The organism is Dehalococcoidia bacterium, assembly GCA_035528575.1.
Taxonomy (GTDB): Bacteria; Chloroflexota; Dehalococcoidia; order E44-bin15; family E44-bin15; genus DATKYK01.
The window spans coordinates 35,818-57,864 of the sequence record DATKYK010000009.1; the positions used below are offsets into that span (position 1 = coordinate 35,818).

Below are 22,047 nucleotides of genomic sequence, written 5' to 3' on the forward strand. Positions count from 1 at the left end.
TAAGGATTATACACCACGACTTATGGGGAGATATAAGGGAGATTCCATTAGGATACTCTCAGGTTTGTAGCTAGCGTCCCTGGCTGGATTCGAACCAGCGACCCACTGCTTAGAAGTTATTGAGGGTAATATTCGTAGCTGAAAGGGCAGAAAACCCCACTTTCAATACACTGACTTGTTGTCTTTCTCGCACCTCAATTTTAACTAGTCAATGAGTCACCACCAAGACCCTCGACCAAGGACATTTTATGATTTACCTGATTTTTCTGCAATATCTGTGATGTCTGTGTAATGCAGAAATTCTTTGAAAATTGTATGACAAACGCGCAAATAGTAGTGTATACTTAATCCCTTGTTCTTCTTTTAAGAAAACATGAATCCCTCAATTCATCCAACTTAGAAGTGCCTATGCAGAACATGCAAATCCTTAGTGTTTTGATCACATCCTGTAATGCCGCTATTACTGCCTCTGCCGAAATATTCGCTGCCCTAAGCATTGGCGCAGCAATACCCGCCATATCTGTGCCTAGAGCGATGGCCTTGGCTACATGTATGCCGTTACGAATGCCACCACTTGCTATAAGTGGCATTTTTGGTGCGCCGTTGCGTGTCATCTTGATCGATTCTGCTAGTGGTATGCCCCACGATTTGAAAACAGAGTAACTATTATTAAGCAAATAGCTGTTCGAGCGATGCCTTTCTACCTCGCTCCACGTCGTGCCACCGGCACCGGCTACGTCAATACCGGCAACCCCAATTGAGGCCAGTTTTCGAGCTACATCTTCGGATATTCCTGTGCCGATTTCCTTTACGACCACTGGTACTGTCAGTTCACGACAAATCCTCTCAATCTTAGTAAGGAGTCCAGCAAAGTTGGTGTCTCCATCGGTCTGAAGAGCCTCTTGCAGCGGATTAAGGTGTAGGATCAACCCATCGGCGCCTATCATCTCTACGGCACGGCGGCACTCAGAGATCCCATAACCGTGGTTAAGCTGAACGGCTCCAAGGTTAGCGAAGAGTAAGATATCAGGAGCTATGTCGCGCACTACATACGTCGATGCCATGTCAGGATTATCAATTGCACACCGCTGCGAGCCTACCCCCATAGCTACTCCCAATGATTGAGCTGCTTTGGCCAAATTGCGATTTATACTTGTGGCTGCTTCTACACCTCCTACGAGTGGTGATATGATGAGGGGAGCGCTGAGCGTCTTGCCGAAGAGGGAAATCGACAAATCTATGTCAGCCAAGTTGACCTCTGGTAAGGCCTGATGGACAAACCAATAATCTTCTAATCCAGTGGCATTCTCATTGATCTCCAAATTTTTATTCAATGCTATTTCCATGTAGTCAATCTTGCGTCGGGTGTTTGATTCGTTCACATTTCCTCCTGTTCTTATTTAGCTAGATAATCTTGTTATAAATTATTGAAATTAGCGTTTAAAAATAAACTACCTTTTACAGGTTAGATTCTGACTGTTCCGTGATATGTTTATGAGCCTTGTGTGATGAGAAATCTTTGACTAGGCAGTGAGTCGCGAGAAAGAAATATTTCGACTCAATTACTTGTTGAAAAAGTAGTGGGGATCCCTTTCAGAACCCCCTCATTTTGTAGCTAGCGTCCCTGGCTGGATTCGAACCAGCGACCCACTGCTTAGAAGGCAGTTGCATGTAGCTAAACTGCTTAACAAAACCAGTGTTTCCGAATTAGCGGAGTTAAGCAATTTAAGCAAACCATATATCAGCCAAGTTAAGCACGGCAAAAGGCCACCTTCACAGAAACTACTGGATGCTCTAGTTGAGCATTCAAAACCTCAAATAGACTACCTCAACCTCTTTATTCTATCACGTAAGGCAATGGGTGTAAGCCCTCGTACTGTTGAATTCTATATAGACAGGCTGTATAAGTATGCTGCTAATGTCGATTACCTTGCAGCGACTCCCCAAAAAATACAACGATACTTAAATTCAATACCCGCAAACAACAATGGATTTGCCACGAGACATGCTTCATTTCGTGCCATTAAGACCTTCCATCGCTGGCTTAAGGCTGAGTATGGTCTGAACAATCCTATGCTCAATATTTTAGCTCCTATACTCGGTAGACCGGTACTTCCAAGCTTAACCGCAGAGCAGGTACTGATTATTGTGGAAAAAGCGCACTGTTCAAGAGACAAAGCCATTCTGTCGCTATTTGCTGAAAGTGGTTTAAGGCTAGCCGAATTAGCGAATATTAAACCACAAGAAATAAGTTGGGATAATAAGAACAGTAGAAGTTTTAGGAAAGGGCAGGAAGGCAGGATTTGCCCCCTTTGGAGAGCTATCTGAAAGATACTTAAAAGAATGGCTCTCTCAGTATCAACCTAATGGCAATATCTGGGATTTGAATAAATGGGGCATAATCTCAATGTTAAAGAGGTTAGAAAAGGAAACAGGCTTGCCCTGTAACCCTTACACATTCCGCCGAACCTTTGCTTGCCTACTGCGTAAGGCAGGGGTTGACACAATGACCATCAAAGACCTGGGCAGATGGGAATCATTAGAGATGGTACAGCGATACACTAGGTCGGTTACATTTGAGGATAGCTTGCGGTTTTATAAACCGCCGTTGGGGTGAAAGGCTGAAATTCGTTGCGGAAGCATTTTTGCTATAATGGCATCAGGAATACCTAGTAAAGCGAATATAGCTTGAATAGCGAGTCAGCTTATAATGCTATTCAACTTAGGAAGTCGACCAATGCTGCTACAATCGGCCAGAAGCACTTGGTTGCCTTCTTATCAAATGCCATTGCCTTTTCATACGCTGCGTCTGCTTCACTAGATAGCTCTTCCTTGCCTCCTTCTTTTGGGTCTTTCTGGCTTCCTTATCAGCAGCCACAGCTTCACCGAACCATGCGTCTGCTTCACTGATAAACGCATTCATATCCATTTCTGCCTCTCTGGTTTGCACTAAGTTATTAAACTTGACAAAACGGACTATTTTCTCATTAGCTATGTATTCTGTGGCTTTAGCGATTGAGCCAGTTGTCTCCATATCCGTCACTAATTCCAAAGCGTAATGAGTATCCATGTTATGCCTCAAGAGTAGATGTTCATACAGGGTTTGTCTATCATTTGAGTTACTTGAGCAATAGGGGCATATCCAGATTGTTTTTTGCCCAGGTGTGGGTTTCATCTTACTTCTCTGCATTTACTAAAATCCTCTCTGTTGAAAAATTGAGTATGTGTTTTGCCCGTATGTGATTGTGGCTACCTGCAGGAAGTGCCTGGCAAAAGGCTCGCATATAGACTAACACAAGATTCGCCATTTGTCTGTCGGGAAAGTATGTATCTTTTGTGGGGAAAGTATGTATTTTTATTTGTGGGGAAAACCCTGACAAAAATGTGGTTTATTGTAGGGAGGCTTTGACACAGGTCAATACCGCAGTGCGGGCTTACGGCAGATGGGAATCATTAGAGATGGTACAAAGATATACCAGATCGGTTACTTTTCAGGATAGCCTGAAGTTTTATAAGGCGCCGTTGGGGTGAAAGTCAGTAGTTAAGATAGGGGGCTGTGTTGAAGGGAGGTTGTCTAGATATCTCAAGAAACTAGGTCACGATTGGGTAGTACTAAGCTTGGACTATAAGAGGAAGAGAAAACCGAAGGTTAAGAAAGGAGAGAGCAATGGCAAAAGTTAAGCAAATTGTTAAGCAAAACGTTAAGCAATCAAAAGCGTCCCTGGTGAGATTCGAACTCACGACCCACTGCTTAGAAGGCAGTTGCTGTATTTAGTGAATCACAGGGACAATTTCGTATCTGTCTCCACCCAAAAACCTGGGTAAAAAATGACGAAGCAGTTGGTCTTTTTTTTCGTCACCTCCTTTCAGATTTCTTGAATTTGTGCGTCGCATGATATTACCCTTGGACTATATTACAACCGTTTATCATATGTCAATACTGAAAGACAGTAATTGCGAATAAATTTATCAGCTTTATAGCTATTCGATGCATCGATATTATTCTAATTAAGAATGAGGGGTGGATTAATGCAAGCATATTGTATGAAGTGCCGAAAAAAGGTGGATATCAAGGACCCGAAGTCAATCACGATGAAGAATGGCCGTCCGGCCACTCAGGGCGTGTGCCCGAAATGCAACACCAAAGCATTTAGAATAGGGAAGAGTTAAAGCTGGTATTTGAGTATCTATAGTATGTAAGAGGCTGGGCTTTCCAGATGATGCCCGGCCTCTTTTGTGCTCATTGCACATAATGGACAATTGTTGTGTCATGTTGCTCAGCGAGCACCTCATTTTGTTGAGATGTGCAAGCTAGCAACCCACAACGGAGTCCCATTTCCTAGCTACAAATATCATGTATAATAGAGTCACTGAGCTGTTAAAGGAAGGTTGGCTGGTAATGGGCGAAGTTGATAAGTCACTACTTGACAAGGCGCTTTCGCATATCGAGCAAGAGATAGGATTCCCGAACATACGCACCTCCATCAAGAGCAATTATGAAATAATCCAAAAGACTCATGATTCTATTCATGAATTCATGTATCTTATGTCTTTCTGCCTACCTAGTGAGACCGGGGTGAACTGGCATTCCAAGTCAGCATTCCTTACTTATCATTGGGAAGCTTTCCATCAGGCACATCGTTCGTTTTTAGAGGCACTCTCAGGCTATTACAGTTCAGCTTACGTTCTCTTGAGAAGTACCCTAGAGTTAATTCTAAGAGGCGCCTTTTGGGAGTGTTTAGCTCACAAAAGCTTTAGAGAGAAGGCTATTGTATTAAGTAAAGGCAAGGAAAAACGCAAATCGGTTAGGGACTGGATAGAAGGTCTAATTGAACGAAAGCCTTCGGTTGAAAAAGATTTGGAAGAAACGTCCGTAGCAATCCTCGACAAAACAGCTATCCTTTTCAGTGACCCAGAATTTCAGAAGCAATTTGTTCAGATACCACCATTTTCAGAAGTCGTCAAACAGCTAATAGACTGGCACGTTGTTGACATTCCCAAGCCGTTCGACACGCTCTACAGCAATCTCTATAGAGATTTGTCAAAAGATGTTCACGCAATTCCGGATGCAACAGATATAGGAAGAAGGCTTCTTTTCGAAAGAGATTTTATGGAGATCAAGGTTATGCGTGATGAATTAATTAAATATATGAAGACCTTACACGAAGTAATGGACATAGGCATAGTTGTCGAGTTAAATATTCTAAGAGATTGGATTGAGTCGGGAGACAAGATTAAACTAAAAGAGAGATTAGCTACGTTAGAAGATTTAGAGTTGAAATACAGTGTCACAAAACTCAAAAGTCTGATAGCGTGAGGAGTAGGGTAGACTGCTAATGCGGCAACCCAAAAGAGGAGTTGTTCGCAGCGGGCCTAGGAGGTTGAAAGGAGGACCGAAGTCAAGGGATGTAAAATAAAGTTATAAAATTATTCAAAATTTTTTAACGCATTAGTTCCTGTTTGCTCCGTTACCCCTATTTTCCTGCTAGCTTCACTTATAGTACCCCCACTATTTTTGCCCATGCACATCTTCAGGGAAATCGAGTATTTCACTGAGTAAGTCGCTCACGTTGTCAACGAGTGTGTCGGCCTCAGTTTTAGGTAAGCTTAAAAACAGGTGGCCGGTGTGGATGATCTTATTTCGCATTTCAGAGAGTTCACTTAGGCCCAAAAGGCGCGGCCGCAGTTTCCTCTTCTCTATGGCCTGAACTGCTTCTTCGAGGGTGGTTCGCAACTCCCCAAAAGAGACATTAGGCTTGATGGATATGCCAAGCTGCTCAAGCTTCATCTTCATAGCCGCTTCGATGAGGGTGAGTGCTACTACACTTCTGACCCACTGTGCATTGATTCCCGTAGTAGCGAAGCGGCATAAGAGGTCATTCAGATCGTGGCTTCCCTCTTGTAGCTTCTCCTGCTCGGAGATTTTACTAAATAGGGTTTCAACCTGAGCATTGAGGGCCGAAATGTTCTCCTTCAGCCGTACGTTATCAACCGAAGCAGCGCGCGTTTCTTCTTGAGACTGTTCCAGTCTATTCCGAAGCGAAGACTGAATCTCGATCCACGCTTTGGTTGGGACCCTATTGAGCCCCTTCTCCGAAGCGGTGTTTTCTGTTTCCAAGACGCCATTTACTACAAGTTCCTTTCGTGCACGACTAAACTCGCTGTAGGATACATGGTATCGGTTTAGTAGTTCTTTTTGGGTCCAATGCCCAACGACGTATAACAGCACAGCTTGTTCGGCTGGCGAAAGGTCTGAAAAGCTGTCGACCAAACTCAACTTAGCCCCCAATCTAAGTCATCTGATTACAAGCCGGAACTTGCACTTTGACGTTATTATAGCTTATTAGCACTTTCCAAGTATAGAAGCTAGGCCAGCCTGGCTCCTAGTACGCCACCTCGGTGCTCTAAAGGTAGATTATCTCACCCTCACATCCTAGAGAACCTTTCTGATAGTACTACGCTTATTATGGTAGCAAATTCTAAGGTAACCCAACGAGTGCTCTGCTACACGCAATGGCTTTTTGTTTAGTATAGCAGGGGAGTACCATAAAAAACTTTAGCGCTTCATCGGTGCTCAGGACATTAGTGGTTCGAAACTTACTTATCACTATTGTTGTATAATTCTCCCATCGGTATTTAACTGACTAGCGTTACCACTTACCTTGACTGTGTAAGGAGGGATAATGGAGCCTTCATGTGGCGACCCTAAATTTCCCATTTGGCTTGTTGCCGATTCGCCACCAAAGAAGTGGCATGAACAGCTTCTTGCACCCTTGGATCCAAGGCATCCCGCCCGTCATAATATCTGGACACCTATACTTGAATATACGCAGGAATCTTTGTACAGGAAAAAGAAGCGCAGGTTTGACACGGCGAGGTTGTATATCAGAAACGCAGTCACAAACCCTGATAATAAACCAGATGATAGGAGCTGTGATTGGACAGAGGTGCCACAAGTGAAAGCGGAAATGGATAAACTTCAGACCAAGATTGAGCATTTCAAACCTAAGATCGTTTTAACGTTTGGAGCATTTGCTTTTGAATTCCTCTAGAGAACTGAGGGTAAGGAGCCTTTACGCCGTTTCTCATACTGGGGAGCGAAATTACTGGGGGATGAGTTCAGAAAAAGTACAAAGTCCTACGATCCGTCGGCAGTAAATATCATTCCGCTACTCCATGTGAGTATATCTAGAGGAAAGTTTCTGGAGAGCCACAGATACTTTGTCAGTGAGGAGGGGGAAGAACCAGTCAACTACTTCGAGTATGTCGGCAAAATATTAGCGGATCTATTCCTATGCGAACTTGACCAAGCTCCTATCTGGGTAAAATAGCGTTACAGTGTGGCAATTTGCCTAGGAGCGCTTTAAAACTTCACCCATAGCAGATTAAAATTTGAATAAAAATTGAGATATTTTAGGCCCTATGGCCGTATTGGCGCTCATATGTAATTGTTTTTTAATTTTACAACTTGTTTTCCCTAGCATTTGGTGTAAAATGTAGCCACTAACTCCCAAGGATCTAGAAAATGGAACCGCAACTGAACCTTGAAGACGAGTTCTACTTCCAGTGGCATATCACGGAGCGGTGCAACAAACACTGTCGCCATTGCTATCAGAACAGTCATCCGACACAGGAATTACCCCTTGCCGATCTCGAATTGGTCCTTCGTCGGATGGATGAAGCACTTCTGAAATGGGAGAAGCAAGGGTCTCTCTCGCTTACAGGGGGGGAGCCGTTCGTTCGTCATGATGAGCTCTTCGCTCTGATGGATCGAGTTGACTACCTAGACAGTTTTGCCTACTATGATGTCCTTACTAATGGCTCCCTAATCTCAGATGACTTTGCGCATGCACTGAAGAACCAGAAAAAGCTGCGGCGGGTACAGGTTTCTTTAGAAGGGTCAAAACCTGCAATTAATGATGCCATCAGAGGCAAAGGAAGTTACGAGGAAACCTTGCAGTCCATTCGCCGTTTAAAGGATTGCGGTCTCGCAGTCAGCGTCATGACCACTATTAGCCACCTCAACTACAAAGACATACCCGCTCTTATCGCGTTGTTGGATGACGAGGGTGTAGACACTTTTTCCTTGGAGCGACTGATACCTGAAGGTAGAGGTGAAGGGCTTCGGGATCAGCTTCTCTCCACCCAAGAACTCAAGTCGCTTTATGAGAGGGTTCATGAAATGGCAGTGAACGGGACTAAGGTCCGAGTGCTTATGTACAGGCCGCTGTTTACTCTTGTAGCTCCCGATGACCCCACTGTAGGTGCCCTATGCTCAGCCGGTAATAATGCTTTGACTATTATGCCAGATGGGACCGTCTACCCTTGTCGCCGCCTACCCATTCCTATCGGCAATGTTTTAAAAGACGGCCTCTTCGCCATCTGGTATGATTCAGACGTTCTCTGGAAAATCCGCAACCCGCAAGACTTGGGGGGCAAGTGTCGAGATTGTAACCTCCTAACAACTTGCAGAGGTTGCCGAGCTATGGCCTTTTCTACTACCGGTAACTATATGGCGGAGGATCCTCAATGCTGGCGTTAAAACCTGGAGTTGTATTAGTCTTGGAGCCCAATATAGTGCTGCGTTCAATACCAGATCAGGACTGGTTCTTTGCTTTCAACGTAGTTACAGGCGATGAGTTCCGCCTTAATAGTACATCCTTTTGGATCCTAGAAGCTTTAGGGAATGGTGCTGAGTGGATTGAGTTGAAAGGAAGTTTTTTAGAGGCCTTTGAAGTAGTTCCAGAGCAAGGAGAGAGGGATCTTCGAGAACTTGTTAATGACTTATTTGAAGAAAAACTTATCGGGAGGCGAAGCAATGGAGAAGAAAAAAATGAAATATGAGCGCCCTGTGCTGAGCAAAGAGAAGAAGATGAATTTCCCTATTCGCATTATTGAGGCTTCTGGTAAGAGCGTAATTTGTAAGCAATGCTCTTCGTGCCACGCTTGCCGTTAGACTTATTAAACAGTGCATTTCGTCTTTAAATGCTTCTGATGTTCGCCTAAGTAGCCTTGATTGGTCTTGTCAGTCACCATATGTTAGGGAGATGTCATGAATCAAGCCGATTTCGAGAAGCTAGAAACACTCAACGCGCAGATCGACGTATGGATCGACGAAGAAGAGTATAGAGTGATCCAAGACTGTCTGCCTCTCTCAAAAAAAGCGGAACAGCAGATTGAATCATGCTTTGGGCCTACTCGCTGTACTAAGTGGAAAGAACGACGTTGGTCAGATGCTCTTAATTGGGAGGAATATGCCTTTCCTATCGAAACAGTCATATGGCCAGAGAAATCGCAAAAGAATCTCAACTTGAAACCTATTGAGAGTTACTGGTCTCACTTATTCTATGCCAAGCGAATTCGCGCTATGATCCAAGAGAGAGGTACTGATTGCTACTTTCGCCGTCTGGATGATGTAGTGGCATATCTTGAGAAACACCTTCCGCCTCCACCCCTGGCTAATGCAAAGAAGGCGCAAAGAATCCAAACAAACAAGTTAGCAGTAATCTATCTCCTTGAGCTTTCCGCTGCAGCAGAAGAACTAGAACAACTAGGTTTTGCCCAACGCGCACACCGATTAATTAAAAACAAACGCATTGAGTTTGGACGCGAATTCAGTCATTTCTACGATCTATTAGCAAGGTACAATATTGGGATTTCCTATTTTCACAACTCTCGTTATCGCAATGCTGTTCTGGAGTTTAATAAAATCATCTATGATTTGGATATGCTCCATAGTCTCTATAAAAACGAAATCGAGTTCTTTAGTAATCGTTGCTATACTAAACTATTATATTTACCTGCTGTCCTCTATCGGGCTGATATTCAGCTGAAAATACAGCTAGCATATCATTCGCTTGATACCTTGCATATCTACCGTAAAAAGTTTGACGATGCCGATAAAGAATATAAGAAGATGAAGCGTGATCTTATTAAAGCTGAGGCCTATCAGCAGATGGCACGGTTAGATAAGAGTTCGCAATGCCTTAGTGAGACGTGTAAAAAGCTTTTCTCCATAAGATTTTGCCGTGACAATTGTTTCCCCTATGAGCTTGAGGCAAGGAAAACAGACGTCTGTGTACCCAAAGTTGAAAATGGTGAATATCGTCAGAATATTAAAGGGCGCTTTTTGAGTATACTCATGCAACATCATCTTGTCTACTTAAGTGAGATCATCGGTCCTCTGGTTGAGCAGACCGAAAAGGCCCCAGATTGGATTAGCAGAAATTTGCCTTATTTAAGGAGGTTAGGTACAGCCTTTAGACGACAATATTTCAGGTCTGTTGAATACCAAAGTCCTAATCGTATAGGCTATTACGAACAGTTAGCTGAGTACCTAGCGTGGATAACCAAGATAAGTGAGACCAAGTCTGTTAAGGGAGATAGTCACACGACACATGAACTGCAGAAAATAAACTCGAAGTTATACCAACAGAGGAAGTTAGGCATATTAGAGAACGAAGAAAAACGTAATGAAGTGATTGAAGCGGGTAGCTGTCCTCAATGCAAACTCAAAGGAATTGACCTCATGCGGATAAATCCTGATCACTTTAATCAGTTCAGCGATCGAATGCTAGTTTTTTACGAAAAACAGTTTAAAGGTGATAGAGATATATTTACTAAGCGTTTAATCAAGTTGGAGAATAACCGCGATAATCTGAGAATAAATGACCTTGAGCTACGCTATCAAACCGAGCAGGTAGTCAATTCACTAAATTCAAATTATTCAAACCAATATATATGTTGGGATGGAATATTAGATAGAAGTGCTTTCATTGGACTCCTGAAATGCGCAAGGGTGAATAGTGATGGTGACAAACATGTTTATCTCTTAGAGGATCATTACGAGAAAGTTATTAAACAATGGAATAGGTTATTCCTCCGCCACCTCGATAGACGAAGTATCCACCAAGCTGGTGGCAATGGGCTTTATTTCGCTGGCCTTCGTAGATGGAACTCTTCATCGCCAGCCAAAGGACGTTCCGTAGGAGGAGGCTATCTGATATATCATGCTAATAAAACTGGTCAAGTGGACCTTGGAATAGCAATTGATCCTGGCTTCGACTTCGTGAGAAATTTATTCCATATGGGCTTTAGCTTAAGAGATATTGACATAGTCCTTATAAGCCATGCCGATCTTGATCATATTCGGGATTTTGAGTCTATAATCAATCTCCTCTTCGAACTCTCAAAGCGGGGTAAATATACAAGGCGCATTCATGTTATCCTCACACTAGGAGTATATAAGAGACTAGAACATATAATAGAGAACCCGACCTACCGTCACTTTCTTGAGCCTTACATCATTGATATTAATAAAGAGATCTCCCCTGATTATTTTGAAAATCTTCATAAAGGACCAAAATTTTGTTTTGAGCATGTCCCTCCTGAAAAAAAAGAAGGCAAGGATAAGAAGACTTCTACAGAGGTGTTGGATGCTGATCCTCAGCTTATGGATTATCGAGCTATATTGCCGTCAGAACCGGGGAAGAGGCCAAATAAAGATGAATATCCCAGAGTCGAGATAATACCTACAAGGGCCTATCACAATGATCACAGTGGTTATTCCGATAGCTTTGGGTTTTTAGTTAAAATAAAGCTTCCTACAGAAGATGAAACGATAGTTACATTTGGTTATACAGGGGATACTAAATGGATTTATGGCGAAATTGATGATCCTATCTCAGAAGAACGTATAAAGCAGGGCGATCAAGAGCGAGTGATCAGCGATATCGCTACTCAATATGTCTCAGTCGATAACGCGAATTCTAGGTGCAATGTCATTTTGATGCACCTCGGTTCGCTTATTGATGAAGGAATGTCTTTCGCTAAGTATGATCAATGTGATGAAGATCCTGAGAAGGAAGAAGCATGTGAAAATCTAGTTCGTAAAAACCGGCATCCTTATTTAATTGGCGTATTAAGGCTTCTGTCCACGCTTCTTCGATTATATGACAAGGCTCCCCAGCCGAAAGTTGATGAGCCTCTGATACTTATCGGCGAGTTTGGGGAAGAGCTACGGGGAGGTCTTCGGAGGGACCTTATCAAACGGCTAAGAGAATTGTACGAGGGTAAGTTTTCACTCTTACCTATAGATGTCGGAATAACTATCCGTCTCTGGAGTCCGTCAAAGGAAAAAGGTGAAGTTGAAGAAGCTGAGAGTGAAAGTCATTCTTATAGGGTATGGTGTGTTCAGTGCGATGAATTTGTACCTATAAATGAATCTGAATTCGATCGTTATGGAGAAGATGAAGCCCTTTTCTGTATATGTAAAACGTGCAAAGAAGCTACATCACACGATGTCATTCAAGAGCGACTTCGCCATCTCTATGAGGTTGGCTGTGAACTAAAGACTGCTTAGGAGTTATCAACAAGTGAATCAAGCAGTATCTATACATGAGATGACTAACCTTACGATTATTAGATTGGCTTGTTTTATACATGAAGCACTAGATAGCCGGTTGGAGGCCATCCGCCTGGCGCGGGCTGGCTGGGCATTGTTGGCCAGCGGCTGCTCTGCCAGTTCTACTTTCCCTGGCCACACCCTGGCCTCATACTTGATAGATGCCCAGCGTGAAGATGGAGGATGGGCCGATGTTGAGGAAACATTGTGGTGCTTAGGATTTGTGTCTTTCTATGGTGGGGATTACTCTACACAACTAGAGCGTGGAAAGCAGTGGCTTGATTCTGTGCAGAAGCCCTGTGGGGCATGGGGAAAGACGGAGCGCGATCAGCCGCGAATCCCGGTCACCGGGTTGGTTATTGCTGTTTTGCCAGAGGTAGTAGAACTAGAGGCACTGGATTGGTTGGCTGACGAGTGGAAACACGACCTTGACTCTAGTGTGCAGCTCACGTACAAGGGAGCCTTCTTTTTGCTCGCCCAGATGCATCCCCAGGCCCCCACTAAGAATGACTTGGTGGAGCGCACCATCGCTTTACTGTGCAGTGAGCAAGGGGACGACGGTGGCTTTGGCCCCTGGAAGGGGCATCCGGTGGGGAGCGATCCCTGGAGTACGGGTGTGGCCCTCTGGGGGTTATCAGGATTCGCATCACGGGTTCCAGCTCAGACATTCGAACGAGGGATGTCTTGGCTTCAGTCACGACAACTCGACAATGGGATGTGGCCCTATCACTACCTGGACGAAGGTACGGCGATGGCCCTAATTGGGGCAGCTAGTGCCCTTCGCTCTATGAAGGAATAGTAATCTATGTGTGGAATCGTGGGCATATGGGATCAGCCAGATGAGGCAACAGTGGTCAAAATGGCCCAAGCTGTGGCTCACCGCGGACCAGACGGTCTGGACTGCATGACAAATGATAATAGCAGTCTGGGGGCATCCCGTCTGGCCATTGTTGGCGATCCAGTTGCCCCGGCTGTGTTTTACGACATAGAAACAAACGTCGCTGTTCTCCTTAATGGCGAGATCTATAACGTCGACGCCCTGCGAACGCAATTGGCAGTGAATGGCACTATTTTCCATACGAACTTGGAATCTGAGGTTGTAGCCAAGCTATATGTCCACCATGGACTCGGCTTCGCGGAGCGTCTTAAGGGAATGTTCGCGGTGGTCATCTTGGATGGCGATCGGTTGCTCTTGACCCGCGACAGATTTGGCATTAAGCCCCTGTATTACGCAGACTTAGGGGAAAAGATAGTCTTTGGGTCTGAAATCAAAGCTCTTTTGGCACACCCAAGCATTTCTCCTCAGTTAAACATCGCAGCCCTCCAGGAGTCCATGGTCTTTGGATACGTATACTCTGCTGACAAGACTTTGTTTGAAGGGATTCAGCAGGTCGAACCAGGCACCGTCGTTAATTTTGGTGAAGGCAAACGATCAGTTCAGAAATTCGGGGAATTGCCCCAGGCGCGGTACCAGGATGAGGGAGAACACCCCGAGTACCAGACTGCGATTGCCCAGTTGAGAGAGCATCTTATTGAAACAATGGACTTGCTCCTGCGTCATGGTGACCACCCCATGGGTATCTATCTTTCAGGAGGGTTGGATTCAACAATCTTGACCCTGGTTGCGCGGGCCATACTTGATCGTCCCGTCACGACCTTTACCTTAGCTGACAATAATACTAATCCAGACTTTTTAGCAGCTAGAGAGGTAGCCCAGAGACTTGGCACCCAGCATGTCGAACGGGTAGTAGGTCTTCATGACTATTTCTCAAGACTTGAACACTTTACGACTCACTACGAGGGCCTATTAGCGGGAGGAGTGTTCGACTTGCAGGGGGCGCCTGCCTTCCACCTCATATCTGAAACTGTATCTCAACACGTTCGAGTTGCTTTCTCAGGAGAGGGTGCCGACGAGCTATTTGGCGGTTACTACTGGATCTATACTCATCCCTTGGGGTTCTCAGACCGCATTAGAAATCGCATGAATTCAATGCCGGTTGGCGATGGAGTGCGTCAAATGGTAGAGGAGCTTTTCTCCTCGCCCGAGGACGAGAGAATATACCGTCGCAATCTCTTTGACGCCTTGATGAGAAGTGGCTTGTCGAACTGCCATTTGCAAAGCGTAGACAGATCATCTGGGGCTTTTGGCTTCGAGATTCGTCCTGCATACCTATTCGACGACTTGGCAGATTTTGCTTTGCGACTGCCTATTGAGTACAAGGTGCCTGACAAACGGATAACCAAACGAATTCTGAGGGATGCCTTCCGTCCCGAGTTGGAGCAACTAGGTTTGGAGTGGGTTCTGGTGCGCCGGAAGATGGGCATGCCCACAGCACTGAGCAATATTGCAAAGCCAATTCAAGAAAGAATGGAGAACGCAGTTAGTGATGTAGCTTTTTCCGATCGTCCTCTTAAGGATTATCTGCATACTAAGACCGACGTGTATCTGTTTGACCTCTTTAATAAGGCTTTCTTATCAGAGCCAGTAAATGTCTAGAACAATTGCTATTCTCAGCAAGTACCCCCCCTTGGAAGGAGGCATTGCTGCTAAAACCTACTGGATAGCCCGCGGATTAGCAGCTAGAGGTCACGAGGTTCACATTATCACTGATGGGCTCGATGCTGGACGAGAATACCGCATTCAAGGCAACGATGAACCTCCCGAAGTGTTGCCTAACCTGTGGATACACCGACCCAAAGAGGAGATTCCTTGGCATATACCAGAAGGCGATGAGAACTTCCTGACCTTGCTGGATCTTACAATAAGAATGATTCAAGAGCACAAAGTGCGAGTTCTGGACACGGGCTACCTCGTGCCCTACGGCATCATAGGTCATATAGCTAAGCGTATCACCGGCATCGTACATGTGCTCCGGCATGGTGGCTCGGACATAGAGAAGTTCCTCAAAGGGAAGGTTTTAGGGGCAGTGCTCTACGAGACAATAAACTGTGCTGACGTGGTGGTTACTGATGAACGACACAAAGATTTGCTGAAGCCAATGAATAAGAATTTGGTTTTGCAACCGCCTTACGTTGTTGATGCTGAAGCGTTTGTTCCAAGAGAGGGTCCGGAGCTCAAACAGCGGCTAGCTGTCATAGGCAAGGTCAATTATCATTGGCAGTCTAAGGGTTTGCACCATATTGCTGAGATTATGCATCGACTCACAGGTCAATTCGAGTGTGTGTTCGTTGGTCAGGGAAAAGGCATGTCTGACCTCCAGAGCACTCTGGGCCAAGAAGTAGTTTCCAATATTATTTGGAAACCGTTTGTACCCCCTTGGAAAATGCCGCATCTGCTGGATCAGTTAGACGCTCTCTTTTTATTTGAATCAGGTTTGCCACATCCCGTCGTGTCTAATTTAGCAATGGAGGCTATGTGTTCGGGTGTCGGAATTATAACGGATCGAACAGATTTCGCCGAGACATATGAAGGGCTTGTGGCTATTGGTGATGAACAAGTCCTTGTGGTCCAGCCTGTAAATCCATCTTTAGCCGCAGAGGAGATTGTGCGCTGGTTGGATAAGCGAGCCAAGCCAAGACAGTCTGAAGGTCAGCTCGCTACGTACCGCGATTACCTTGCTGCCACCGAAGCCCTTTATAGCAATATCCTGAGCTGTTATTGAACAAAGAAACGATTTCGATCCTCTTGTGCACAGGATACCGAGTTTTGATTTACAACAATATACACTTCCCAGGAGTAGCAGATTATCGGCAGCCTACCCATGTGCCGATGGAATAATACCAAAGTTTATAACATCTGACCTTTGGGAGGTAAGTATGCCGCAAGACAGAATATCAGGAAGAGCAGCTAATCAGTGGGGACATGAAATGGCAAAGTGGGTGGCACAATATCTGGGAACTGCATTGCTGTCTGACTTTAGTAACGAGGCGTTTCTCGGCGACGAGCGCATAGTTATTAAGAGTGCACACCAGAGGACACCTCAAATCGGTTTATCTCAAGCCACACTAGCGCGAGTGCAAAAGATAATCGCAGTACTAGAGAATCCAGATAACAGCTATACGATCTACAAATTGAATCCCACATGGTATCGGAGTCACATGGCTCCTTCACGGAGTGAGAGACCTTCCACCGAGAAGGTAATGATGGTTCAGTGTAAATTAGTTCGTGAAGAGGGTCATGTTATGAGAATAATACCTCAAGATTCAGTAGGCGGTGGTATTTAAATGATACCCCGGTCTTTTCAGACAATCGCTAGTAAATGCTATTGCCCCGATTAGGTGTGATCACGATTTTTCCAGCAAAAAACTGTTCGCCTGTGTTATCCTCGTTCTGTTAACGGTTCAATCCACCTCAGCTTATTATAACAGCTGCACGTATAGCAAGTTCACATCAGCATTTCCTAGCCATTGCACAAACTGACGTTTTGTTGCTGCTGCCATTTTGCTCGGTTCTGCTCGAAAACATGGCTTGTTCTGTGTAGTTCTCTGAATTCTCCCCGGATTAGGGTGTCAAAATCACCTTTTTTAATTCACTGTAGATATAAAATACCGACACCCGGACTTCTGATCATGGTGTCATGGTTGGATCGATATTGAATTGGCTAGCAGCGCTCGAATTAGTCTCCATAGTAACCGCACGCACACCTGTGCAGCTACTACAGACGTAGATGTTTCCTGCTTCCAGCTAATCCACCTTTGTTGAAAATCGTGGTTTTCTTGCTATAAAAATGGTATCAGCTTCTGGTTTATCTGTTACCCATTCATCAAATGATTTATAGTCAGGAGGCTTTATAATGATTGATTACAGGTCTTTGACAATCGGATATCTTCCCAGATTATGTACTGCGTAGAGTGCAGTATAAATAGAGCCTTAAAGCCCGACAATGCAGACGCTTACTACTGATGCGTAGGGCTCATAGCCCATGTTATGTGCCAGGCCCAACTTGGGGTCTTTTAGCTGACGTTTATCAGCCCTGCCCTGAAGCTGGAGATAAAGCTCGTAAATCATCCTTATACCGGAAGCACCTATGGGGTGTCCGAAGCACTTCAGCCCTCCATCGGGTTGCACCGGTAGAGCGCCGTCAAGGTGAAAAGTGCCCGCCTCGATGTCCTGCTTCACCTTGCCACGAGGGCTGAACTGGAGATCCTCCATGGCAACAGCCTCGCTTATGGAGAAGCAGTCGTGGACCTCGGCCATGCTAATTTCCTTTCGGGGATCCTTAATCCCAGCCTCCGCGTAGGCAGCTACGCCGGCACGATAGGTCTCCTCAACATGGGTGTAGTCGTACTCTGATGTCATTCGTCCCGATGTGGGGCCGGCGCATATCTGAAGTGCCTTTATATATACCGGATCGGGTCGGAACTTCTTTGCTATATCGGCGCGGGCGATGATAGCTGCTGAAGCGCCATCGGAGACGCCACAGCAGTCAAAGAGCCCCAGCGGCCAGGCGATAATAGGAGCGTTTAACACCTGCTCCAGGGTTAACTCCCTCCTCAAATGGGCCTTGGGATTGAGTGTGCCGTTGTGGTGGCTCTTGATCGAGATCTTGGCCAGCATGGTCTTACCCTCTTCGGGGCTCAATCCGTAGCGATTGAAGTACCTGGTGGCCACAATGGCGAAGACGCCGGGCATGCTTGACTGATAGTGGGTGTTGGTATGATTCTCCATGCCCGGCAGGCCGCTCATGCCCTCATCTTTCAGCTTCTCGAAACCCACAGCCATACAAATATCGTGAATACCGGCGGCTACAGCATAGGAGGCACCCCTCACCGCCTCATGGCCGGAGCCACAGGCGTTCTCTACCCTGGTAACCGGAAGGTACTGCAGCTTCAAGGGCTCGCTGACGGAGCGGCCGCCCATTCCACTGAAAAGGGTGCCTACCCACACGGCCTCGATATCCTTTGCCTCGACACCGGCATCGGCGTAGGCTTCGCTGACCGCATCCACGATGAGGTCGCTGGGGCCCTTGTCCCACAGCTCGCCAAACTTGGTGCAGCCCATACCTACAATGGCGACTCTATCCTTAATGCTACCTGACATCTCTTGCCTCCTTTAACACCTTATAGGCCTGGCCTTCCAGAAATAGTTGGTGATGCCCCGATCGAATTGCATCTTCCTGAAGGTCATCTCCACCTCAGTACCCACCTCGATCTTTTCCGGGTCGCGATCGGTGAGGTCGAAGAACGCCCTTCCCCCTCCCTCGAAGTCGATCAGCACTACCGAGGCGGGTGGATCAGCGACCTGGGCCAGTTGATCATGGGTGAAGCTGAAGATTTTAGCCTTCCTTCCGGCGAAGTTATAGTCCCTAAAATCGTCCTGCGCCTGACACTTGGCACACACGCGGATGGGTGACGTGCTCATAGCGCCGTTGTCATACTGCGGGGTGCCGCAGCGCCTGCACTTGACGCCCCAGAGTCCCAGCAGGACCCTCCTCTCCCGCCAGATAGCGGATAGGCGGATGTGCTGCTTTTCGGGCCTCCTCGCCATCTCCAGAGGAACCAGCTCACGCCAGCGCAGATAGTCATTATAGTTTTCCAGCATCCGCTTGGACTCTAGATGCTTTCTCATCCCGCGGCGCTCTCCCAGCTTCTCTATGACATCGGTTACCTCCATGAGAAATGCGTCGGCGCCATTTCCAAAACCGGCAAAGAGTATCTTATCTCCTGGCTTGGCCTCCTCCAGGGCGCTTACCAGCATCATCGGAGCCATAGCACAGCCGGTTATACCCACACTCATAAAGAGGCTAAACGGGTCCTGGAGTTGAGAGGGGTCAAAACCCAGGGCTGCTGCCGCACGGCCGTGCCTCCTAACATCGCCAGAGGGGTCGAAAACGACCTTGGTGAGGTCTTTGGGCGAGAGGCCACACTTACCCATCAAGCCAGATATGGCCTCGGGTAAAACCTTGGAGTAGCCCTCGTCCAGTACCATGCGGTCTTCCCAGGCGCGCACAAAGGTGTCGCTCTCAGAACGCCAGGTCCCCGCCAGCTCATCCGATATGGAATAGCTCTCCTTAATCTCGGCAATGACATTATCCCTGCCCAGAAGAAGGGCAGCGGCGCCATCGCCCAGGCCCTGCTCCAGCATGCCGCCCGGGGCTGCCATGCGGCTATCAGCCGCGGTTACCAGGATGCTATTTGCCGTACCGGCTTTAATGGTATCCAGGGCCAGGGACATAGCGGTTGTCCCCGAGCGTAGCGAGGTGGTTATATCAGCAGTGCGTATATCCCGACGCAGATCGAGGGGCAAGGCCATTAAGGCCGAGCATTGCTTCTCCTTATAGGGAGAGGTGGTAGTGGCAAAGTAGAGGCCATCTACGTTATGTGGGTCTATATCTTTCAGGCAGTCTATGGCTGCCTCTACCGACATGGTCAGGCTATCCTCATCATAGCAAGCGACCGCCTTCTCTCCGGGCATGGCAAAGCCCCCCCAGGCTTTAAGGAAATTCTGCCGGTCTATCCGGTGCCAGGGTATGTAGGCACCATATGATGTTATCCCTATCATTGTCACCTCCTATTTGAATTTAGGGCTTAGCCCACCAAGTCATTTTATATCAAGCGTTCAGCCTCGTGTTCAGACGGAATGTCAAATCCGATTCCTGGGTGAACCGTTTTAATGACGCAGTGGGAATATACCATGCTCCCGAGGTGGCGTCAAGGCGAAAATAAATAAGAAAAAGCCCTAATTTTCGCTCGAGGGGCTTGAGCTTCGCTGACTTTAGCGGGTATATTGAAAACGGATTGCTGAGTGGAAAAGGAGGAAGCAACAGCAAACATGGCATACCGAGTAGGCGTTTCCAAGGCTATCGAGTTTTGCTGCACCGGGCATGTCATCGATGGCAAGGAAGCCTATCGCATCGGCTTCGCCAATAAAGTCTTCTGCTGGATCAGTACCTTAATAAGGCCAAGGAGGTGGTGAGGAGAATTGGCGGCATGCGCCTGGCGGCGCTCATCATGACCAAGGCAACCACCCGGGCGGTGCAGGATATAGACCGCAAATCAACCCTGCGCTATTGCGATGACGGTTTATGGAGTCTATTAAGTGAGCAGGACACCGCCGATTTTGGCCTCGAACGCTGGGTGAAAGATAGGTAAGGAGGATTACATGGCTGAAAGAGTAGGAATCGTATCTGTGGCTCAGACCATCTCTGGAGGATACTATCCATCACTCAAGGTATTATTCTTCCTTCAACTTTATGGTATTATTCTAGCTTCAAGCCAACAGTGTGTTTGACACAGTGGTGTGGATGTGATACATTACGAGCCCCAATCTCTGTAGAACTTGCAAGGAGGCGACATGGAACACCAGGTACAGATAATTGCCAGTGATGCCGGCGGCACCATGACTGACATGATGGTGGTAGACAGCGAGGGTAACTTCACAATCGGCAAGGCGGCAACTACCCCCCAGGATCAATCCCTGGGTGTTTGGGAGTCGCTGACGGATGCCTTCGAGTACTGGGATATCGATTTCAAAAAGCAGGCGGGTAATATCCTCCCCAGTGTTGAGGCCTTAGTCTATTGTGGCACTTCGATGATGAATGTGATTCTTACCGGGACTGGCCAGAAGGTGGGAGTCATCACCCAACGGGGGGATGAGGACATCTTCCTCCACGAACGGAGCGCCCAGACCTATGCCGGCTATGCTTACCAGGATGTTCTCCACCATGTCACGCATGCTCACAACAGGCCCCTGGTACCTCGACGGCTAGTTAAGGGCGTAACCGGCAGGATAGATGCGTTTGCCTCCGAGGCCATACCGCTATATGAGCATGAGGTGGTAAGGGCCATAGAGGAACTACTGGATAAGGGAGTAGACGCCATCGCTGTCTGCCTGTGGTATTCATACCTGAATCCGATGCACGAGCTGAGGGTGTCAGAGATAGCCCACGAGATAATGGGGAAGCGGGGTCGCCAGGTGCCGGTGTATCTCTCTTGCCAGCTTTGTCCTATTACCAGGGAGCAATCGCGACTAAACACGCTCGTGCTCCATGCCAGCGCTGCAGAGCCTGGACGCGAACAGCTGTCTGGGATCGAGCGCAAGCTCCAGGACAGTGGATACAGGTATCCGCTTCAGATAGTTCTGGCACACGGAGGCGTGACCAATATTCGCTACCCCCGAATCTATGAAGGGTGCTTCTCCGGGCCTATCGGGGGTCTGCTCGGGGTTCGCTATCTGGAGCAGGTGATGGGGACAGGCAACTGGGTATGCTCCGACATGGGCGGTACCAGCTTCGACGTGGGCCTCATCATGAGCGGCGAGCCTGTCATGCTGCGCGAGGTGGTCATCAACCGCAGGATATTCAATATTCCCACCCTGCTCATGGATACTATCGGCGCCGGCACCGGGATGTACGTTACCATCGACCCCATCACCATGCGGATTACCGTTGGTCCCGAGAGCGCCGGGGCCGACCCGGGACCGGTCTCCTACGATATGGGAAACGAGGTGCCCACGGTTATGGACTGTGTCCTCATCATGGGCATCCTGAATCCGGACAATTACCTGGGAGGCAAGCTCAAACTAAACAAAGAGAAGGCCCTCAAGGCTATCAAGGAGAAATGTGCCGATGTCCTGGGCGTCGACCCCTATTACCTCGCAGAGGGGGTGTATAAGCTCATCAACAGCACTATGAAGGAGCACATCAGGGCAGTGCTCTATGCTCGGGGATTCTCCCCGGCAGATT

General features: G+C 47.0%; 19 protein-coding genes and 2 tRNA genes. 14 read left to right on the plus strand and 7 right to left on the minus strand.

Annotated features, from left to right (window positions below; translation table 11 throughout):
• Window positions 1-344: 344 nt before the first annotated feature.
• Window positions 345-1,382 (minus strand): type 2 isopentenyl-diphosphate Delta-isomerase, encoded by a 1,038-nt coding sequence (fni, locus tag VMX96_01645; protein ID HUU62615.1) that lies wholly within the window; start codon window positions 1,380-1,382, stop codon window positions 345-347.
• A 240-nt stretch (window positions 1,383-1,622) separates the two neighbouring features.
• Window positions 1,623-1,685: transfer RNA gene (locus VMX96_01650), tRNA-Arg, on the minus strand.
• On the opposite strand from VMX96_01650, the gene VMX96_01655 reads away from it, so the two are divergent.
• On the plus strand, window positions 1,666-2,328 hold the full coding sequence (locus VMX96_01655; protein ID HUU62616.1) for a helix-turn-helix domain-containing protein: 663 nt from the start codon (window positions 1,666-1,668) through the stop codon (window positions 2,326-2,328). The genes VMX96_01650 and VMX96_01655 overlap by 20 nt on opposite strands.
• Window positions 2,329-2,743: 415 nt before the next feature.
• On the opposite strand, the gene VMX96_01660 is transcribed toward VMX96_01655, so the two are convergent.
• Together VMX96_01660 and VMX96_01665 are read right to left on the minus strand one after the other, a co-directional pair.
• Window positions 2,744-3,070, minus strand: coding sequence for a hypothetical protein (locus VMX96_01660; GenBank protein ID HUU62617.1), 327 nt, complete (start codon window positions 3,068-3,070; stop codon window positions 2,744-2,746).
• 646 nt (window positions 3,071-3,716) lie between these two features.
• Window positions 3,717-3,789: transfer RNA gene (locus VMX96_01665), tRNA-Arg, on the minus strand.
• A 240-nt stretch (window positions 3,790-4,029) separates the two neighbouring features.
• Here VMX96_01665 and VMX96_01670 point away from each other — a divergent pair.
• Both VMX96_01670 and VMX96_01675 read left to right on the plus strand, forming a co-directional pair.
• A complete protein-coding gene (locus VMX96_01670; protein HUU62618.1) occupies window positions 4,030-4,170 on the plus strand; it encodes a DUF5679 domain-containing protein in 141 nt (46 codons plus the stop codon).
• A gap of 229 nt (window positions 4,171-4,399) precedes the next feature.
• A complete protein-coding gene (locus VMX96_01675) occupies window positions 4,400-5,317 on the plus strand; it encodes a hypothetical protein (protein HUU62619.1) in 918 nt (305 codons plus the stop codon).
• 192 nt (window positions 5,318-5,509) lie between these two features.
• Here VMX96_01675 and VMX96_01680 read toward each other — a convergent pair whose 3' ends face one another.
• Entirely contained in the window at window positions 5,510-6,277 is a 768-nt protein-coding gene (locus tag VMX96_01680; GenBank protein ID HUU62620.1) for a hypothetical protein, read from the minus strand.
• Window positions 6,278-6,683: 406 nt separating this feature from the next.
• Here VMX96_01680 and VMX96_01685 point away from each other — a divergent pair, with 406 nt between their 5' ends.
• From VMX96_01685 to VMX96_01715, 7 genes are all read left to right on the plus strand, one after another.
• On the plus strand, window positions 6,684-7,052 hold the full coding sequence (locus tag VMX96_01685; protein ID HUU62621.1) for a uracil-DNA glycosylase family protein: 369 nt from the start codon (window positions 6,684-6,686) through the stop codon (window positions 7,050-7,052).
• Between the two features lie 473 nt (window positions 7,053-7,525).
• A complete protein-coding gene (locus tag VMX96_01690; protein HUU62622.1) occupies window positions 7,526-8,542 on the plus strand; it encodes a radical SAM protein in 1,017 nt (338 codons plus the stop codon).
• Complete coding sequence (locus VMX96_01695; GenBank protein ID HUU62623.1) at window positions 8,530-8,844, plus strand: PqqD family protein; 315 nt, start codon at window positions 8,530-8,532, stop codon at window positions 8,842-8,844. The genes VMX96_01690 and VMX96_01695 overlap by 13 nt, the downstream gene beginning before the upstream one ends.
• 208 nt (window positions 8,845-9,052) lie before the next feature.
• The gene (locus VMX96_01700) at window positions 9,053-12,361 is read left to right on the plus strand and encodes an MBL fold metallo-hydrolase (GenBank protein ID HUU62624.1); all 3,309 of its coding nucleotides are present in this window, start codon (window positions 9,053-9,055) and stop codon (window positions 12,359-12,361) included.
• 13 nt (window positions 12,362-12,374) lie between these two features.
• Window positions 12,375-13,202, plus strand: coding sequence for a prenyltransferase/squalene oxidase repeat-containing protein (locus VMX96_01705; protein ID HUU62625.1), 828 nt, complete (start codon window positions 12,375-12,377; stop codon window positions 13,200-13,202).
• 6 nt (window positions 13,203-13,208) lie between these two features.
• Window positions 13,209-14,900 carry an asparagine synthase (glutamine-hydrolyzing) gene (asnB, locus tag VMX96_01710; protein ID HUU62626.1) on the plus strand — a complete coding sequence of 564 codons (1,692 nt, stop codon included), beginning with the start codon at window positions 13,209-13,211 and terminating at the stop codon, window positions 14,898-14,900.
• Entirely contained in the window at window positions 14,893-16,026 is a 1,134-nt protein-coding gene (locus VMX96_01715; GenBank protein HUU62627.1) for a glycosyltransferase, read from the plus strand. Before asnB ends, VMX96_01715 begins: the two co-directional genes overlap by 8 nt.
• Before the next feature lie 1,208 nt (window positions 16,027-17,234).
• Here the strand turns inward: VMX96_01715 and VMX96_01720 are convergent.
• Both VMX96_01720 and VMX96_01725 read right to left on the minus strand, forming a co-directional pair.
• Window positions 17,235-18,404 carry an acetyl-CoA acetyltransferase gene (locus tag VMX96_01720; protein ID HUU62628.1) on the minus strand — a complete coding sequence of 390 codons (1,170 nt, stop codon included), beginning with the start codon at window positions 18,402-18,404 and terminating at the stop codon, window positions 17,235-17,237.
• Between the two features lie 12 nt (window positions 18,405-18,416).
• Window positions 18,417-19,865 (minus strand): OB-fold domain-containing protein, encoded by a 1,449-nt coding sequence (locus tag VMX96_01725; GenBank protein ID HUU62629.1) that lies wholly within the window; start codon window positions 19,863-19,865, stop codon window positions 18,417-18,419.
• Window positions 19,866-20,135: 270 nt separating this feature from the next.
• Between VMX96_01725 and VMX96_01730 the strand changes: the two genes are divergently transcribed.
• The 4 genes from VMX96_01730 to VMX96_01745 form a co-directional block, all read left to right on the plus strand.
• Window positions 20,136-20,279 carry a hypothetical protein gene (locus VMX96_01730; GenBank protein HUU62630.1) on the plus strand — a complete coding sequence of 48 codons (144 nt, stop codon included), beginning with the start codon at window positions 20,136-20,138 and terminating at the stop codon, window positions 20,277-20,279.
• Window positions 20,276-20,455, plus strand: coding sequence for a hypothetical protein (locus VMX96_01735; protein ID HUU62631.1), 180 nt, complete (start codon window positions 20,276-20,278; stop codon window positions 20,453-20,455). Before VMX96_01730 ends, VMX96_01735 begins: the two co-directional genes overlap by 4 nt.
• Before the next feature lie 10 nt (window positions 20,456-20,465).
• The gene (locus VMX96_01740; GenBank protein ID HUU62632.1) at window positions 20,466-20,594 is read left to right on the plus strand and encodes a hypothetical protein; all 129 of its coding nucleotides are present in this window, start codon (window positions 20,466-20,468) and stop codon (window positions 20,592-20,594) included.
• A gap of 63 nt (window positions 20,595-20,657) precedes the next feature.
• A partial coding sequence (locus tag VMX96_01745) for a hydantoinase/oxoprolinase family protein (GenBank protein HUU62633.1) occupies window positions 20,658-22,047 on the plus strand: 1,390 nt, incomplete at its 3' end.

Excerpts from the sequence above, each read along its gene's own strand:
- VMX96_01660 (HUU62617.1), bottom strand. The coding sequence starts at position 3,070 with ATGGATACTCATTACGCTTTGGAATTAGTGACGGATATGGAGACAACT.
- VMX96_01670 (HUU62618.1), top strand. The coding sequence starts at position 4,030 with ATGCAAGCATATTGTATGAAGTGCCGAAAAAAGGTGGATATCAAGGAC.
- VMX96_01675 (HUU62619.1), top strand. The coding sequence starts at position 4,400 with ATGGGCGAAGTTGATAAGTCACTACTTGACAAGGCGCTTTCGCATATC.
- VMX96_01685 (HUU62621.1), top strand. The coding sequence starts at position 6,684 with ATGGAGCCTTCATGTGGCGACCCTAAATTTCCCATTTGGCTTGTTGCC.
- VMX96_01690 (HUU62622.1), top strand. The coding sequence starts at position 7,526 with ATGGAACCGCAACTGAACCTTGAAGACGAGTTCTACTTCCAGTGGCAT.
- VMX96_01695 (HUU62623.1), top strand. The coding sequence starts at position 8,530 with ATGCTGGCGTTAAAACCTGGAGTTGTATTAGTCTTGGAGCCCAATATA.
- VMX96_01700 (HUU62624.1), top strand. The coding sequence starts at position 9,053 with ATGAATCAAGCCGATTTCGAGAAGCTAGAAACACTCAACGCGCAGATC.
- asnB (HUU62626.1), top strand. The coding sequence starts at position 13,209 with ATGTGTGGAATCGTGGGCATATGGGATCAGCCAGATGAGGCAACAGTG.
- VMX96_01715 (HUU62627.1), top strand. The coding sequence starts at position 14,893 with ATGTCTAGAACAATTGCTATTCTCAGCAAGTACCCCCCCTTGGAAGGA.
- VMX96_01720 (HUU62628.1), bottom strand. The coding sequence starts at position 18,404 with ATGTCAGGTAGCATTAAGGATAGAGTCGCCATTGTAGGTATGGGCTGC.
- VMX96_01725 (HUU62629.1), bottom strand. The coding sequence starts at position 19,865 with ATGATAGGGATAACATCATATGGTGCCTACATACCCTGGCACCGGATA.
- VMX96_01730 (HUU62630.1), top strand. The coding sequence starts at position 20,136 with ATGGCATACCGAGTAGGCGTTTCCAAGGCTATCGAGTTTTGCTGCACC.
- VMX96_01740 (HUU62632.1), top strand. The coding sequence starts at position 20,466 with ATGGCTGAAAGAGTAGGAATCGTATCTGTGGCTCAGACCATCTCTGGA.